The organism is Parashewanella tropica, assembly GCF_004358445.1.
GTDB classification, from domain to species: Bacteria; Pseudomonadota; Gammaproteobacteria; order Enterobacterales; family Shewanellaceae; genus Parashewanella; species Parashewanella tropica.
This window is the reverse complement of record NZ_CP037951.1, coordinates 1,592,999-1,609,939: the sequence shown is the minus strand read 5'-3', so window position 1 is coordinate 1,609,939 and position 16,941 is coordinate 1,592,999. Positions and strand designations below refer to the sequence as shown.

Genomic DNA, 16,941 nt, shown 5'->3' with positions numbered 1-16,941 from the left:
TATATTTTTCACCAAAAGTTAGTGGAAATTACTAATAACCACATGAGTAATTCATTCAAACAAGATAATTTGATTGGCGAATCTAATGCACTGCTAGAAGTTTTAGAGCATGTATCACAAGTCGCCCCTCTCTCTAAACCAGTATTGATTATTGGTGAACGAGGAACGGGTAAAGAGCTTATCGCAGAAAGATTGCATTATCTATCCCAACGATGGGATCAGAGTTTTATCAAATTAAACTGTTCGTCTTTAAGTGAAAACCTGCTTGAAAGTGAATTATTTGGCCACGAATCAGGCGCCTTTACAGGTGCTAAAGGCCGTCATGAAGGACGCTTTGAGCGAGCCGACAATGGCACCCTATTTTTAGATGAGCTCGCCAATACCAGTGGCTTGATACAAGAAAAGCTCCTGCGAGTGATTGAATATGGCGAATTTGAACGTGTTGGCGGCAGTAAGACCGTACAAACTGATGTTCGTCTTATTTGTGCTGCAAACGAGGATTTACCTTCTTTAGCAGAAGCTGGAGAATTTAGAGCTGATTTATTAGATAGATTGGCATTTGATGTTATCACCCTGCCACCTCTTCGTTATCGCAAAGAAGATATCATGCCTCTCGCTGAGTATTTTGCAATGGGTATGGTTAAACAGCTGGAAATGCCATTTTTTACTGGATTTTCCCAACATGCTGTTCAACAACTTCACGATTATCAATGGCCTGGTAATATTCGTGAATTAAAAAATGCGATTGAGCGAAGTGTCTATCGATATGGAATGGAAGCTGAACCTATTTCAGAAATCAGTCTTGACCCATTTGAATCCCCATATCGCCCCAAGCAAAGAGTCAGAACGGTATCTCAGCGAGTAAATACTGAAAATTCAACACCTATTGAGAAGAAAGAAGAACTCTCCACTGAAGAAAACCGTGAGCCAGAGCACAAGCCTCTGAATTTCCCTATTAACTTTAAAGATGAAACTGAAAAATTTGAAATTGATTTAATTAAAACTGCTTTAAAGGAAAGTCAGTTTAATCAAAGAAAAACAGCAGATAATCTAGGGCTTAGTTACCATCAACTTCGAGGTATCTTGAAGAAATACAACCTGTTGGAGAAGAATTAACCTATCGTTGTTGTTTGCCCGCTTTGTAGGATGGCTGTTAGAATAAAGGGATATCAAATAAAGAATTATTTTAATGATGAAACTGGCTCAAAATCGGTTCATTCAAACTCTCGCTATTTGCCTGAGTTTAATTTTAATTTCAGGCTGCCAGCCCAAAGACATTCCTAGCGGTTTAGTCTATTGCTCTGAAGGAAACCCTGAGGGCTTTAACCCTCAAACGGTGACTTTAGGTACAACCATAGATGCCAGCTCGCATCAAATTTATAATCACCTGATTGATTTCGATGTTTCCACAGGAAAAGTGTCGCCGTCTTTAGCTACATCATGGGAAGTAAGTAACGATGGTAAGACTTATACTTTTAAACTGCGTAAAGGCGTGAAGTTTCACCATAATAAGTGGTTTACTCCAAGTAGAAATTTTAATGCTCAGGATGTGTTATTTTCTTTTAACCGTATTATTGATGAAACCAACCCATACCATTATGTATCGCATAATGGGTATCCCTTTTTTCAAAGCATTGGATTTCAATCTTTAGTTAATAGTATTTCAGCACCAAATACTCACACTGTGGTTTTTCATTTAAACCATCCTGATGCAAGCTTCCTTTCAAATCTCGCGTCTGATTTTGCTGTTATTTTATCAAAAGAATATGCAGACACACTTCTTAAGGCAGGCACACCGCAAATGATCGACCAATTTGCTATTGGTACGGGAGCCTTCACCTTCAAGCAATACGTCAAAAATGAATATATCCGTTATCAAAGAAATGATGACTATTGGGGAGCTAGAGCAAAAGTTGAACATTTGGTTTTTGATATCACCAGAAAAAACTCTCAGCGTTTGGCTAAATTACTGACAGATGACTGTGGAGTCTCAGCATTACCTAAACCATTAGAGTTGAAAGTTGCAGATCAAAACCCACATATCCAAATCCAGCAGCAAAGAGGAATGAATGTCTCTTATTGGGCATTTAATACTTCTAAACCGCCTTTTAATGACCCTGAAGTTCGACAAGCTTTAGCAATGGCTATCAATAAAGACGATATTTTAAGTGTGGTTTATCGCCAAACCGCGGTTGAAGCTTACAGCGTTCTACCTCCAGCATCATGGGCTCATACAATTAATCCAAAACATCAAGGTTATAATCCAACCAAAGCAAGACAGATTTTGCAAAGTAAAGGCCTGACAGATTTGCGAATGAATATTTGGACCATGCCAACGGCAAGAACCTATAACCCTAATCCAGTTAAAACAGCTCAGCTAATTCAAGCCGATCTTGCCAAAGTTGGGATTAAAGCCAAGATTAAAAATTATGATTGGAGCGTGTTTTCTAAAAAATTAAATCGTTCCCAGTATGATTCCGTTTTACTTGGTTGGAATGCTGATAATAGTGACCCTGATAATTTCTTTTCCCCTTATTTGAGTTGCTCTGCATTAAAATCAAAAAGTAATCGTGCTCAATGGTGTAATCCAGAGTTTGATGACATATTGAAACAAGCTAAAGTAATCACAGATCAGGCAGAAAGAAAGAAGCTGTATCAACAAGCAGAAATTCTCTTGAGTGAACAAGCACCATTAGTGCCATTGGCTCATTCTAATCGCATTATTTTGAAAAGAAGTGATATCAAAGGAGTAAAACTTGCCCCTTATGGTGGAATATCATTTGCTAAAGTTTACCACTCCAAGGAGCTAAAAGACTAATTATGACTTGGTATTTAGTTCGACGTTTAAATTTGTTTATCGCGACTTCATTTGTAATGCTAGTGGTACTTTTTTATGTCACTCATTTGTTTCCAGTTTCAACAAATGTTGCATTATCTGGCATAAATGATCCGTCTCCAGCACAAGAATTAGCAATTTCTCAAGCTTATCATTTAGACAGTAATATTTTCAGTCAGTTTTTCGCTTATGTTCAGCACCGACTTAGTGGTGATTTTGGTGTTTCTCTAACCTCGCACCACCCTATATCCCAAGAGTTATTCGTAGTGTTGCCAGCGTCGTTTGAATTAGCAATGATTGCAGGTTTGATTGCATTAGTCGTAGGCATACCAATTGGAGTGATAGCATCATTTAACCATCATAAAATGATTCAGAACCTGATTGTTGCAACCACTCTTACGGGCTATTCATTACCCGTCTTTTGGATAGGGTTGATGTTGGCTCATTGGTTTGGAATTCAGAGAGAATGGCTACCTGTATCGGGCCAAATTAATTTACTTTACGAAATCAAACCTGTCACAGGGTTTGTTGTTATTGACAGCCTTTTAGCCAGCAAGCAATACGGAGTGTCAGCGTTTTATGATGCACTACAGCACATTGTTTTGCCTGCAGTAACCCTATCAATTTTACCGCTTACGGTTGTGATTCGAATTACGCGTTCTGCCATGCAGAATGTGATGACTAAAACCTATATTCGTGCCGCTGAAGCAAGAGGGTTGCATACTGGCCAGATTATCATTAAACATGCACTGCCTAATGCTCTTATCCCTGTACTAAAGCAATTAGGATTAATGCTTGGACCATTTGCCAGTTACGCCATATTAGTTGAAGTGAGCTTCGCCTGGCCTGGTGTGGGCTATTGGTTAGTATCAGGCATTTACCAACGTGATTATACTGTTATTCAAGGCGGTGTATTTGTTGTGGCACTCTTGATTATTTTCTTAAATATCTTAATTGATGTGATCCACAACCTTGTTAATCCGATCACTAAGAAAGAGCTTTATGGCAAGAATTAGAATTTATCAGGATGATGCAATTCCATCCCCAAGCAAAAGAACATGGATTGCGTTTTCATCAAATCCATTCGCTTTAGTCGGTCTTTGGCTGCTCTTCATTTTATTTTTGGTCATGCTGTTTGGTGAGTACTTAGCCCCATTCCCACCTGGGTTACAAGATCCTAATGCACTCCTGTTACCCCCCTCTTGGGATCAAGCTGGAAGTGTTACACACTTTTTGGGAACCGACGAATTAGGGCGAGATATTCTAAGCCGAGTTTTACATGGTACGCATCTAACCTTTGGTATATCTATTGCTGTGGTTGCCGTTGCCTTAATTGTCGGTTTTTTTCTAGGCTCAGTGTCAGGAATGATGAGTGGTATTAAATCGAGTATTTTAGGCCACTTATTAGACGCACTGCTATCCATTCCATCATTAATATTGGCAATGTTAGTTGTAGCCGTTATGGGCGCAGGCCTTGAAAACGTATTTTGGGCTGTAGGCCTAGCACTTGTACCTCAGTTTGTTAGGGCTATCCATCAAGCTATCCATGAAGAACTCCAAAAAGAATACGTTACAGCCGCGCGGTTAGATGGCGCCAATTCATTGCAAATTTATTGGTATGTGATTATGCCAAATGTTTGGGATATTGTGATTATTCAAGTAACACTGGCAATGTCAGTCGCGGTTCTTGATATTGCTGCACTAGGTTTTTTAAACCTTGGTGCCCAAGCACCAAGCCCTGAGTGGGGAGCTATGGTAATGCAAGGAACTGAACATTTTTTAATAGCTCCGTGGACTGTCACAATTCCGGGTGTTGCAATTTTAATTACCGTTTTGGCCATTAACTTGGTAGGTGACGGCTTACGTTCTGCCTTATCACCACAGCGCAGCTAGAGTACTTTATATGCCTTTACTTGATATAAGAAACCTAACCATTGAGCTTGATACTCCTCACGGTAAAGTAAAAGCCCTTGAAAAAGTCAGTATGATTTTAAATGCTGGTGACATTAGAGGACTCCTAGGCGAATCGGGTTCAGGACGAAGCTTGCTCGCCAAAGCCATTATCGGATTAGAAGATCCCAACTGGACTCTAAATGCCGATAGAATGATGTTTGATGGTAAAAACCTCATGACAATGTCATCAAGAGAACGCCGTGAGCTCATGGGATCAAGTATCTCAATGATTTTTCAAGATCCATCGGGGAGTTTTGATCCAGCGAAGACGATAGGCTCTCAAATTTTAGAAAGTATGCCAGTGCCAAAAGGCACTTACTTTTGGAAACGGCACTCTGAAAAATTAAAAATGGCCAATAAATGGCTGCATAAAGTTGGCATTAAAAACACTGAAACCATTATGGATAGCTATGCTTGGGAGTTATCCGAAGGTGAATGTCAAAAGGTGATGATTGCAATGGCAATTGCCCACCGACCTCAACTGCTAATTGCTGATGAACCGACTACCAACATGGAAGCAAGTACTCGGGCTCAAATTTTCCGACTGTTAACACAATTGAACCAACTTCAGAATGTAACCGTTTTACTTATAAGCCATGAATTGGAAAACCTAACCAAATGGTGTAACAGCTTAACTGTACTTTACTGTGGGCAAGTGGCTGAATCTGGTCTAACCGATAAAATCGTTGAAAAGCCGTTCCATCCTTACACTAAGACCTTAATGGATCACTACGCTAAGGATAAGTATGAAGCCAGCAGCAAAATGATTCTTGAAACTCTACCAGGCTCAATTCCTGCTTTACAGCACCTCCCTATTGGGTGTCGATTAGGGCCTCGTTGCCCCAAAGCTGAGCGCCAATGTGTAAACCAACCTCTTCCTTCACAGCGTAAAGAGCACAGCTATGCTTGCCACTTTCCGTACAACCAAGAGAAAAGCTAATGAGCCAATCATTACTTGAAGTCAAAAACCTTAAAAAAACGTATTTCTCTGGTTACAAAGGTTTTAAGCGCCAGTGCTCTAATGCATTGCTACCGATTACGTTTACTCTTGCTGAAGGAGAGACCTTAGCGATTGTCGGAGAAGCTGGCTCCGGAAAAAGTACACTTGCAAAAATCCTTGTTGGCGCGGAAGCACGAAGTGGAGGTGAGATTTTATTTGAAGGTACACCATTAGAGCGACGAAATGTAAAACAAAGATGCCGCTTAATTAGGATGATTTTCCAAGATCCTAGCACTTCATTAAATCCACGCTTAACCATTGGTGAGCTCCTTGACGAACCTCTGAAATTCAATACCTCGCTTTCTGAAAGACAACGCCATGATCAAGTGTTGAGTATTTTAAAAAAAGTGGGATTACTACCTGAGCATGCCGATTTTTATCCTCATATGATTTCTGAAGGACAAAAACAAAGAGTTGCAGTAGCCAGAGCACTCATGCTTAACCCTAAAGTAATCATCGCAGATGAAGCATTATCAGCCTTAGATTTATCGGTGCGAGCCCAAATTTTAAATTTACTAATTGAACTACAAAAAGAGTTAGGGCTTTCTTACATTTTTGTATCCCACAACCTAAAAATGATCCGACACATCAGTGATAATGTGATTGTGATGAAAAAAGGGGAAATTGTCGAACAGGCTACTACCGAGCGATTGTTTAACGAACCTCAACACCCGTATACCCAGAAGTTATTAAGAGATCAGGAGCTGTGTTAATACCAATCACTGCTCCAACCACTTTAAGATTTGCTATTTAAAGGCAAAAATAAGTGCCAATTTAACACGTAAATTATTATTCTATTCTCAATCTACTAAACAGAAGAATAACTATGATCATCAAACCGAAAATTCGTGGCTTCATCTGCACCACCACACATCCAGTGGGTTGCGAAGCAAACGTTCTAGAACAAATCAATATTACTAAAGCTAATGCCAACTTAAAAAATGGCCCTAAAAAAGTGCTAGTAATTGGTTCATCGAGTGGCTATGGCCTTGCGTCTCGTGTTACTGCAGCATTTGGTAATGACGCTGCGACAATCGGTGTATTTTTTGAAAAACCGGGAACTGAGAAAAAACCAGGCACTGCTGGGTGGTATAATTCAGCGGCTTTTGACAAATTTGCTAAAGCTGAAGGCTTATATTCAAAAAGTATTAACTGTGATGCTTTTAGCCACGAAGCAAAACAAAAGACCATTGATCTAATCAAGCAAGACCTTGGTCAAGTTGACATGGTGGTTTATTCATTAGCCTCCCCTGTCCGCAAAATGCCTGATTCTGGCGAAGTCATTCGTTCATCACTTAAACCAATTGGTGAAACCTATACTTCAACTGCAGTTGATACCAACAAAGACACTATTATTGAAGCCCATGTTGAGCCAGCCACTGAGCAAGAAATTGCGGATACAGTAACGGTTATGGGTGGTCAAGATTGGGAACTTTGGATAAATGCGCTATCTGAAGCTGGTGTACTTTCTGACGATTGCAAAACTGTTGCCTATAGCTATATCGGTACAGACATGACTTGGCCAATCTACTGGCATGGTGCACTTGGTAAAGCCAAAATGGACTTGGACCGCGCAGCTCATGCCTTAAATGAACAGCTAGGTGTTAAAGGCGGCAGTGCGAATGTTGCAGTGCTTAAAAGTGTTGTAACACAAGCTAGCTCAGCAATTCCTGTAATGCCTTTGTACATTGCAATGGTATTTAAAAAAATGCGCTCTGCGGGACTCCATGAGGGTTGCATTGAGCAAATCAACCGTATGTTCAGTGATCGTCTATATCGTACTGACGGCCAAGCCGCTGATGTTGATGAAAGTAATCGTCTGCGTTTAGATGACTGGGAGTTACGTGATGAAATCCAACAACACTGCCGTGATTTATGGCCAACAGTGACCAGTGAAAATTTAAGAGATGTCGCTGATTACCAAGAATATAAAGATGAGTTCTTACAATTATTCGGTTTTGGTATTGAAGGCATCGACTATGAAGCGGATGTAAGCCCATTAGTTGATTTCGATGTGATTCAGCTTTAATTAAGAGAATAATCCAAATTGCAAACGTCGCTACAATGCGGCGTTTTTTTGTATCAAAAATTCAAAATAGATCACTTCCATTAACATTAAGAATGAATGTCGATTGTATTATTTATAATTCACATTCATACAGTTTTTCTTCTCGTGTATTAATCTTATAGTCATCAATATTATGTGAGATAACGCAATGGCAAAGGCTTCTGATATACCAATGACACCGACTGCTGAATGGGTAGTTATACAGGATAAAGAGAAAGCATACGATTTAGCAGCAGATACAGAAACTGTCACCCGAGATCCCTATGTCTTAACCACATCAAAGTCTGGAACTGGCTACAAGACTAAGCCTGCGGAAGCTAGTGATCCTAGTGTTAAAGGTTTTGTGGAAAGTGAAGAAGTTTTACCACAACCTGCTCAAAGCCCTACGCCTTTTACTGTATCTTCAGCAAACCTTGAATCAAGTGCTGAACAGAAGACCGAGGACAAAGGTATATTTTTCGATGACTGTGAGTCCATTAATGCAGAACAAATGAAAGAAATCGCTGAAAACCCAGAAAGCAGGTTTACAGTAAATACTGAAGGAACAATTGGAGCGTCCAATGCAGTTCAAGCCTTTGCCCATCACTTGAAGGGGTTAGATATACCAATTAATTGGACTGGCCCACATATGGATTATCCTGAATATGTACCAGAAGGCAAACTTGCTAAGTTTTTAGAAACAATGCATACGGAAGTATTTCCAACTAAAAAATGTGATTTACTTATGCAAGTTGTGGGTCTAAAGAGAACAGTCAGGCCAGATCATGCAATACTGGCTATTTACACAGCAAAAGAGACCATCATCTTTGATAGCTCTCGTTTTATTTTTCCCTACTCAAACTCTAAAAACTACCGAACTAGAAGTTTCCACTTTAAACCCTACAAATGCGAATCTGATAGAAATAACTGTGTTCGACACGCCACTAAAAGTGGAATATTAATTGCCCGTGAATTTTGTGACGGAAGTGCTTTACTGGGTGGCTGGAAAGGCTTAAAAAGCAGATTACCTGTGTCGAATGAAGAGCCTTCGGAGGTTTTTGCATTTTTAGAGGAGCTAGAGCTAAATCAAGAAGCTGAATTACCACAACCAATGACTCCTGCAGCTGAATTACCAAGAGCAATGGCGCCTGAAGCTGATAATAACAGCTCAATAGAGACTGAATAAAATCATCTTAGTATCAAATTTGATTTCATTATTTATTGTTTACCTTTGTTTCACTTTTATACCTAGAGGTTTACTGTTGGGTATAAAAGTGTTTTGAGATATAGTCATGGCAGTACAAAAACCTCAACCTTATACACTACAATCGAGTTCACCTCATGAAGGATATAAGAAGCCCGTTTCAGTGCACTGGAGCCCCCTTGGAAATGACTATGCAGGAATCGAATCAGAGTATACTATTGTAGAACCAGATGATTTCAAAGCACAGCCAGATACTGAATCACCGTCACATTTAGCTAATTTTATTCAAGCAACACATAAAACTTCAATATCATCAGGGGGATCACCTCTTTCAACTCAAACAAAACAACAAGAAACTCAGGAGCCTCATTTCTCATATCAGGTAAGTCAACAACCTGATCATACCGAAGAAAAACAGCGTCAAGAACCAGAAATGCAAGAAGCAATATCGTCCAAATCATTACAATGTGAAACTGGAGTAAAACAAAAAACTCAAGCACATGAATGTATGAAAGAAAAAGAGCCTGACTCAGACTCTACAGATAGTTTTCTAGACGGCTGTGACAACCTCGATGACATGCTCGAATTAGACGAAGATGGTAAGGTGGCTAAAGATGGCGATGAAGTCAAACTAGTTGATAAAGATAAAGACAAGTATACATATAAGCCAAAAGATACAGGAACTTTACCGGTTTCAATCGCTCTTAATGCTTTTGATCATCATTTGAAAGATGTTCCTAGATTAGTTAAGTACATAGGGCCTGCATTTCCAGATCAATCATACGTTAAAGGTGTACCTGAAAGTAATTTTGCAGACTATCTTAACTTTATGTACAAAGAAATATTTTCACGATATCCAAGTGACACGCAATATCTAATGCAGGTCGTTGGAATCAGAAGGTCTCTGTTTCATATTGACCATGCAGTCTTAGCAATCTTCACTCGACAGCACGGAACCATCATTATTGACTGTAATAATAATGAATACCCAGACTCAAAATATTTCGAAACTACTACATTTCAATTTAAGTCTTATACGGGTGGGGACGGATTCGATTTTAATAATTGTGTACGTTACGCTACTGGTGCTGGGTTGCTAGTTGCAGAAGCTATAGGTCAAGATGATAAAGTAATCATAAGTGAAGGTGGTTGGGAGCAACTAATTCGTGACTTGAAACCTTTTGAAGGTTCACCGGCACAATGCTTTGCTTTTATGCAAGACAAAAATGGTTAACAATGCCACTTAAATCTAGTAACTATGCTTCAAATTATCCTTTAAAACATAATAAAAAAACTCCTCCATTTTACAGTGGAGGAGTTTAGTATCTAATGACGATATTTAGAAATTATTGCAGTTCATTAATCTCATTAGCATCTTCAGCATAAGTGATCTCAGCTTTAGATTTCAAATAAGAAATCAAAGAACGATAATCTAATTCAGAATAGTTATTGGCTAGTTGCTGAGTTAGAGAACTAATGACAGAGTCGTTAATCCCTTCAGCAGCATTGATTTTATCAAGTACAACAACCGCATAGCCATTAGGTAATTCTACAGTACCAACAGTAGGAGCATCGTTTGGTTTAGCAAGCTTAAACACTTTACCTATAAGAGCAGGCTGAAGCTCCCTGTCATAACGATGAACTTTAGATTTAGCCGTTAGCTTAACTTCTGACTTGCCTGCTTTAATGCTCGCAGCATACTCTTGAGCTTTAGTCTTAGCTTGTTCATTGGCTTTATCTTGCTTTATACGAGCAACAATATCTGACTTTACTTCGTCAAATGACTTAGTACCAGCAGCTTTATGCTCATTAACACGCAACACAATCACATGGTTATTACCAAGTTCGATCACATCACTGTTCATGCCTTGATCAAGTACTTGCTCTGAGAAAGCCGCTTTAATTACTTTAGGATCATTTAATGAAACAGGAGGATTAGCACGAGAGAAGAGTGCTGTATGCATTACTTTAGCATCTACCGCTTTAGCAGCATCTTCTAACGTATCAGGTACTTCATAGCTGGTATCAGCCAACTTTTGCTGTAATGAATAGAACTGGTCATCAGCTTTACGCTGTTTTAGTTCTTTTTCGATATCAGCTTTGACAGCTTCAAATTGCTGAGTTTCAACAGGCTTTTCATCTAGTAGTTTGATCAAGTGAAAACCAAATTCTGTTTTAACAATGCCAGAAACTTGACCTTTTTTCAGTTTGAATAAAGCATCATCAAAAGCAGGATCCATTACACCTTGCTCATACCAATCAAGCTTGCCGCCGTTTTTAGCACTAAAAGTGTCTTGAGAATCTTTTTTGGCTAGTTCAGCAAAATCAGCGCCGTTATCTAATTCTTTTTTAATGGCTTCAATTTTTACCTTAGCTTTAGCTTCGTCATCCCCAAATGGGATTAAAATATGTGCAGGTAAACGCTTTTCAGTCGTCTGGTACTGATTTTTGTGTTCATCATAATATGCTTTAGCATCTTCAGCTGTCACTTTGATGTTATTAGCAAAATCAGAAGCATTTAACTCAACGTAATCAAGGCTAACTTGCTCTGGGCGAACAAACTGGCTTGTATTTTGGTCGTAGTATTCTTTGACCTGAGCATCAGTAACGGCAATATTCGCTTTGTAAGGCTCAGCATCAACGATGGCATAGCGGATATCACGGCTCTGACCTTGGATTTCAGCAATATTTTTTGCTTCGCTCTTAAGTGCAAACTCAGAACCAATCAGTGCCTCAATAAGCTGACGACGAGTCATATCTACGCGCATGCTTTCACTAAACGCGGCTGGTTGATAACCAAGTTGGCGAAGAACGGCTTGAAAACGATCATTGTCGAAATGGCCATCTGTTTGGAAAGCTGGCTCTGAAAGAATCGCTTGTTTAACTTGTGCATCAGAGACAGTTAAATTTAAGTTTGCAGCTGCTTGGTCAACGAGTTTTTGTGCTACCAAACGCTCTAAAACACTTTGCTTAACACTTTTTAAATAACCATCATTGGATGCCAAGGTGTCAAACATCTCACCAAGCTGTTGTTGCAAACGATTACGTTCGTTTTGATACAACTGCTCTAACTCAGCTTTACTAATTTCATCGCCATTCACTGTGGCAGCAGCTACTTCTGTTTTCGAACCTAAATAACTGCTTACACCTGCAAAGGCAAATGACAAAATCACAAGAATCAAAATAGTCTTAGCTATAACACCTTGTGATCCTTCGCGAATCTTTTCTAACATCAGATATCTCGCTTTGTTTGAAAATAAAAAAGGCGCCCTAACTGTGCGCCTTTTCTTCGGTTAGATGGAGCTTTAAATCAAGTCAACATCAATTATGGTTGAGGTGTGTCTTATACACATTATATGAGCACATATCAGTCATAATGGGTGTTAGATTAACTTAAAAATCCAGAGCCCTATTTTGTAAAAAGCACTGCAATGCAGTGCTTAAATACAAATACCATAAAGGCTTATCAAAATCGCTATTCTTAGTTAACAGCGTCTTTTAGTGCTTTACCAGCTTTGAAAGCAGGTACTTTAGCAGCTGCGATTTTGATTTCTGCACCAGTTTGTGGGTTACGGCCAGTACGTGCAGCGCGCTCACGTACTTCAAATGTACCAAAACCAACAAGAGAAATTTTTTCACCACTCTTTAGAGTATCAGTTACAGCAGCAATAAAAGAGTCTAGTGCGCGGCCTGCAGCAGCTTTAGTAATGTCTGCATCAGACGCAATTTTCTCAATTAGTTCAGATTTGTTCATGTCATCCCCTTGAATGTACTATTTTAATCACCGCAACCAAGTCCTTCTAATATATACGCGGTTTGCGGATGCTTTGTGTAAAACTTGAAAATAATATTCAAGCTAAATAAAAAACCAATTTAATATTGGAAACAGCTATAAACCAAGTGCCCCAACACCTGTCGAGGCTTGATTATCCACTTACCTAGGCTACCACAGGTCTGCGGTTTGTTAAGCCCTTTTTTCAATTTTTTTAAGTGAATACTGTTATTTTTTTGTTTTTTGCTCTTTTTTTACCACTTCAAAGCCCTTAACTGGGTTTTCCAACGCCAGTTCAAGCACTTCATCCACCCATCTTACAGGGAAAATTTTGAGATCTGCAATCACATTTTCTGGGATTTCTTCCAAATCTCTTTCATTTTCGTACGGAATAAGCACTCGCTTAATCCCACCTCGATGCGCGGCAAGCAGTTTTTCTTTCAATCCACCAATGGGTAGAACTTCTCCACGAAGGGTAATTTCACCTGTCATTGCAATATCTGCACACACGGGATTACCAGTCAAACTTGACACCAATGCAGTACACATAGCCGCACCAGCCGATGGACCATCTTTTGGCGTTGCGCCTTCAGGTACATGCACGTGTATATCACGCTTCTCGTGGAAATCAGCGTTGATACCAAGTTCTTCGGAACGTGCACGAACAACCGTCAATGCCGCCTGAATAGATTCTTGCATCACGTCACCTAATGAACCGGTATAGGTTAATTTACCTTTACCAGGAACAGAGGTCGCTTCAATGGTGAGTAAATCACCACCAACTTGCGTCCAAGCTAAGCCAGTAACTTGCCCTACTTGGTTGTTAGATTCCGCTTTACCGTAATCGTGACGTTGCACACCCAAAAACTCTTTAATGTTTTCAGCAGTAACATCAACTGACTTAATCGACTTATCAAGCAGGATTTTCTTAACCACTTTACGACAAATCTTCGACAGTTCACGTTCAAGAGCACGCACACCGGCTTCACGAGTGTAATAACGGATAATACTAATAATCGCGCTATCTTCTACATTCACTTCAGCAGGCTTTAAACCATTACGCTCAACTTGCTTAGGCAGTAAATGCTGTTTAGCAATATTAAGCTTTTCGTCTTCTGTGTATCCAGATAGGCGAATGACTTCCATACGATCCAGCAATGGTCCTGGAATATCCATTGAATTCGAAGTAGCCACAAACATTACATCTGAAAGGTCGTAATCAACCTCAAGATAGTGATCGTTAAAGCTAGTGTTTTGCTCAGGATCAAGCACTTCAAGTAATGCAGATGATGGATCACCACGCATATCTGAGCTCATTTTGTCGATCTCATCCAGAAGGAATAGTGGGTTTTTCACCTCAACTTTTGACATCTTTTGAATGATCTTACCCGGCATAGAGCCAATATAAGTACGACGATGACCACGAATTTCCGCTTCGTCTCTAACACCACCAAGAGCTACTCGAACATATTTACGTCCCGTAGCTTTAGCAATGGATTGACCGAGAGAGGTTTTACCAACACCTGGAGGTCCAACTAAACAAAGGATTGGTCCTTTAAGCTGTTTAACTCGACTTTGAACGGCTAGGTATTCTAGGATACGTTCTTTGACCTTTTCCAACCCAAAGTGATCGGTATCAAGTACTTGTTCAGCTTTGGAGAGATCACGTTTGATTTTAGAACGCTTTTTCCAAGGCACTGACGTCATCCAATCAATGTAGCTTCGAACCACAGTGGCTTCCGCTGACATTGGTGACATCATTTTTAATTTTTTAAGCTCAGCTAGCGTTTTGTTCTTTGCCTCTTCAGGCATTTGAGCATCTTCGACTTTTTGAGTCAAAGCATCAAATTCATCATGCCCTTCATCTAAATCGCCGAGCTCTTTTTGAATGGCCTTCATTTGCTCATTCAAATAATACTCACGCTGGCTTTTCTCCATTTGCTTTTTAACACGAGTACGAATGCGTTTTTCGACTTGCAATAAATCGATTTCTGCTTCCATCATACTCATCAGATATTCAAGACGTTCACCAACATTGAACATTTCTAATACTGACTGTTTATCAGCAAGCTTTAATGGCATATGTGCTGCCATGGTATCGGCTAGGCGTGCAGCTTCATCGATGCCAGATAATGAAGTTAAAACTTCAGGTGGGATCTTCTTATTGAGCTTGATATAACCTTCGAATTGGCCAATAGCACTACGAACTAAAACTTCTTCTTCTTTAGCTTCAAGCGATTCTGTTTCTTGAATACTTGCATCGGCAACAAAGAAGTCTTGTTCTTGAGTGAATTTTTCAATAACCGCTCGCTTGCCTCCCTCAACCAGTACTTTTACGGTACCGTCAGGCAATTTAAGCAATTGCAGAATAGAAGCCACTGTACCAACACCAAAAATATCGTCGGTGGTCGGTTCGTCTAGGTCGGCGTCTCGCTGGGCAACCAGAATAATTTGTTTATCCTGCTCCATTGCTGCTTCAAGGCAACGAATTGATTTTTCGCGGCCAATAAACAACGGAATAACCATGTGCGGGTAAACAACCACATCCCTTAGTGGCAATACGGGGAGTTCGATATGCGTAGCACTCTCTTGGGTCATATTGCAATTCCGTATGATGAGTAAAAAAAGGAGATTTGCTCAATGCTTAAGTTACGTTATTTCGGGAGCAATAGTGTGATCAACAACATTACTTCAGTAATTTGAGCATTAAGTTAATTTAAAAAACCATATAAAGACTATATAAGGGCGTTGGATGCCCTTTCAATAGCATAGACAAAAAAAAGGAGCTTACTGCTCCTTTTTCAACCTAGAATCTAAATTCTTTGTTCTAAAATCTAGAATTATTGCTCACCGCTAGCCGCTTGAGCATCTTGGTTATCGTAAATCAGAATTGGATCTGACTCACCTTTTACAACAGATTCATCAACAACGACTTTGCTTACGTCATTGTTGGATGGAATGTCGTACATGCTATCAAGAAGAATATTCTCAACAATTGAACGAAGACCACGAGCACCAGTATTTCGTTCCATTGCTTTTTGAGCGATCGCTTTTAACGCATCTTCACGGAATTCGAGTTCAACCTCTTCCATGTCAAATAAAGCAGCATACTGCTTAGTGATGGCATTTTTAGGCTCGGATAAGATTTGAACTAACGCATCTTCATCAAGCTCTTTTAGCGTAGCTACCACAGGTAAACGACCGATAAACTCAGGGATCAAACCAAATTTTACCAAATCTTCTGGCTCAACATGCTCAAAGGTTTCAGATACCGATTTTTTATCAGCTTCACTGGTGACTGTCGCACCAAAACCAATGCCCTTACCTGTATCAATACGTTGATCGATAACCTTTTCTAAACCAGCAAATGCACCGCCACAGATAAATAGAATCTTAGAGGTATCTACTTGCAGAAACTCTTGTTGAGGATGCTTACGACCACCTTGTGGAGGAACAGCTGCTACAGTGCCTTCAATTAGCTTAAGTAACGCTTGCTGAACACCCTCACCTGATACATCACGAGTAATCGATGGATTATCTGCTTTGCGGCTGATCTTATCGATTTCATCGATGTAAACAATACCACGCTGAGCTTTTTCAACATCATAATCGCACTTCTGAAGCAGCTTTTGGATGATGTTTTCAACATCCTCACCTACATAACCTGCTTCGGTCAAAGTCGTTGCATCAGCCATTGTAAATGGAACATTTAGCGAGCGAGCAAGCGTCTCAGCCAGTAGTGTTTTACCACTACCAGTAGGACCGATAAGCAAAATATTACTTTTGCCAAGTTCAATGTCACTACTTGGATCTGAATGCTTTAAGCGCTTGTAATGATTGTAAACAGCAACGGCAAGCACACGCTTTGCTTTATCCTGACCAATCACATAGTCATCGAGATGTTGACGAAGTTCATGTGGAGTGGGAAGTTTATCTTCATCAGACTTAGGCGAAATGTCTTTGATCTCTTCACGAATAATATCATTACACAACTCAACACATTCATCGCAGACATACACAGACGGACCAGCAATCAGCTTTCGCACTTCGTGTTGGCTTTTTCCACAAAAAGAGCAGTAAAGCAGTTTACCGCTATCACCATTACTTTTATCGTCGGCCATTATTTTAC

The 16,941-nt window shown here is 39.8% G+C and carries 13 protein-coding genes; 9 read left to right on the top strand and 4 right to left on the bottom strand.

Going from position 1 to position 16,941, the window contains the following annotated elements; translation table 11 throughout:
* The first annotated feature begins 42 nt into the window (after nucleotides 1–42).
* From pspF to E2H97_RS06795, 9 genes are all read left to right on the top strand, one after another.
* Nucleotides 43–1,116 (top strand): phage shock protein operon transcriptional activator, encoded by a 1,074-nt coding sequence (gene pspF / locus E2H97_RS06835; protein ID WP_133406448.1) that lies wholly within the window; start codon nucleotides 43–45, stop codon nucleotides 1,114–1,116.
* A 73-nt stretch (nucleotides 1,117–1,189) separates the two neighbouring features.
* Nucleotides 1,190–2,818: an ABC transporter substrate-binding protein gene (locus E2H97_RS06830; RefSeq protein ID WP_246029063.1), complete on the top strand. Its 1,629-nt coding sequence runs from the start codon at nucleotides 1,190–1,192 to the stop codon at nucleotides 2,816–2,818.
* A gap of 2 nt (nucleotides 2,819–2,820) precedes the next feature.
* Nucleotides 2,821–3,852, top strand: coding sequence for an ABC transporter permease (locus tag E2H97_RS06825; RefSeq protein WP_133406447.1), 1,032 nt, complete (start codon nucleotides 2,821–2,823; stop codon nucleotides 3,850–3,852).
* Complete coding sequence (locus E2H97_RS06820; protein ID WP_133406446.1) at nucleotides 3,839–4,729, top strand: ABC transporter permease subunit; 891 nt, start codon at nucleotides 3,839–3,841, stop codon at nucleotides 4,727–4,729. The genes E2H97_RS06825 and E2H97_RS06820 overlap by 14 nt, the downstream gene beginning before the upstream one ends.
* Nucleotides 4,730–4,739: 10 nt before the next feature.
* Nucleotides 4,740–5,729, top strand: a complete 990-nt coding sequence (locus E2H97_RS06815; RefSeq protein WP_133406445.1) for an oligopeptide/dipeptide ABC transporter ATP-binding protein — start codon at nucleotides 4,740–4,742, stop codon at nucleotides 5,727–5,729.
* Nucleotides 5,729–6,502, top strand: coding sequence for a peptide ABC transporter ATP-binding protein (locus E2H97_RS06810; RefSeq protein ID WP_133406444.1), 774 nt, complete (start codon nucleotides 5,729–5,731; stop codon nucleotides 6,500–6,502). Before E2H97_RS06815 ends, E2H97_RS06810 begins: the two co-directional genes overlap by 1 nt.
* A 113-nt stretch (nucleotides 6,503–6,615) precedes the next feature.
* On the top strand, nucleotides 6,616–7,818 hold the full coding sequence (gene fabV / locus E2H97_RS06805; protein ID WP_133406443.1) for an enoyl-ACP reductase FabV: 1,203 nt from the start codon (nucleotides 6,616–6,618) through the stop codon (nucleotides 7,816–7,818).
* A gap of 187 nt (nucleotides 7,819–8,005) precedes the next feature.
* Nucleotides 8,006–9,022, top strand: coding sequence for a hypothetical protein (locus E2H97_RS06800; RefSeq protein ID WP_133406442.1), 1,017 nt, complete (start codon nucleotides 8,006–8,008; stop codon nucleotides 9,020–9,022).
* A 106-nt stretch (nucleotides 9,023–9,128) separates the two neighbouring features.
* Entirely contained in the window at nucleotides 9,129–10,274 is a 1,146-nt protein-coding gene (locus E2H97_RS06795) for a hypothetical protein (RefSeq protein ID WP_133406441.1), read from the top strand.
* A 112-nt stretch (nucleotides 10,275–10,386) separates the two neighbouring features.
* On the opposite strand, the gene ppiD is transcribed toward E2H97_RS06795, so the two are convergent.
* The 4 genes from ppiD to clpX form a co-directional block, all read right to left on the bottom strand.
* On the bottom strand, nucleotides 10,387–12,273 hold the full coding sequence (ppiD, locus tag E2H97_RS06790; RefSeq protein ID WP_133406440.1) for a peptidylprolyl isomerase: 1,887 nt from the start codon (nucleotides 12,271–12,273) through the stop codon (nucleotides 10,387–10,389).
* 248 nt (nucleotides 12,274–12,521) lie between these two features.
* On the bottom strand, nucleotides 12,522–12,794 hold the full coding sequence (locus tag E2H97_RS06785) for an HU family DNA-binding protein (RefSeq protein ID WP_133406439.1): 273 nt from the start codon (nucleotides 12,792–12,794) through the stop codon (nucleotides 12,522–12,524).
* 246 nt (nucleotides 12,795–13,040) lie between these two features.
* Nucleotides 13,041–15,410, bottom strand: coding sequence for an endopeptidase La (lon, locus tag E2H97_RS06780; protein WP_133406438.1), 2,370 nt, complete (start codon nucleotides 15,408–15,410; stop codon nucleotides 13,041–13,043).
* A 242-nt stretch (nucleotides 15,411–15,652) separates the two neighbouring features.
* Nucleotides 15,653–16,933, bottom strand: coding sequence for an ATP-dependent protease ATP-binding subunit ClpX (gene clpX, locus E2H97_RS06775; protein WP_133406437.1), 1,281 nt, complete (start codon nucleotides 16,931–16,933; stop codon nucleotides 15,653–15,655).
* Nucleotides 16,934–16,941 lie beyond the last annotated feature (8 nt).

Coding starts and splice junctions, on each gene's coding strand:
- fabV (WP_133406443.1), top strand. CDS start 6,616: ATGATCATCAAACCGAAAATTCGTGGCTTCATCTGCACCACCACACAT.
- clpX (WP_133406437.1), bottom strand. CDS start 16,933: ATGGCCGACGATAAAAGTAATGGTGATAGCGGTAAACTGCTTTACTGC.
- E2H97_RS06785 (WP_133406439.1), bottom strand. CDS start 12,794: ATGAACAAATCTGAACTAATTGAGAAAATTGCGTCTGATGCAGACATT.
- E2H97_RS06810 (WP_133406444.1), top strand. CDS start 5,729: ATGAGCCAATCATTACTTGAAGTCAAAAACCTTAAAAAAACGTATTTC.
- E2H97_RS06825 (WP_133406447.1), top strand. CDS start 2,821: ATGACTTGGTATTTAGTTCGACGTTTAAATTTGTTTATCGCGACTTCA.
- E2H97_RS06800 (WP_133406442.1), top strand. CDS start 8,006: ATGGCAAAGGCTTCTGATATACCAATGACACCGACTGCTGAATGGGTA.
- lon (WP_133406438.1), bottom strand. CDS start 15,410: ATGACCCAAGAGAGTGCTACGCATATCGAACTCCCCGTATTGCCACTA.
- E2H97_RS06820 (WP_133406446.1), top strand. CDS start 3,839: ATGGCAAGAATTAGAATTTATCAGGATGATGCAATTCCATCCCCAAGC.
- E2H97_RS06815 (WP_133406445.1), top strand. CDS start 4,740: ATGCCTTTACTTGATATAAGAAACCTAACCATTGAGCTTGATACTCCT.
- pspF (WP_133406448.1), top strand. CDS start 43: ATGAGTAATTCATTCAAACAAGATAATTTGATTGGCGAATCTAATGCA.
- E2H97_RS06830 (WP_246029063.1), top strand. CDS start 1,190: ATGATGAAACTGGCTCAAAATCGGTTCATTCAAACTCTCGCTATTTGC.
- E2H97_RS06795 (WP_133406441.1), top strand. CDS start 9,129: ATGGCAGTACAAAAACCTCAACCTTATACACTACAATCGAGTTCACCT.
- ppiD (WP_133406440.1), bottom strand. CDS start 12,273: ATGTTAGAAAAGATTCGCGAAGGATCACAAGGTGTTATAGCTAAGACT.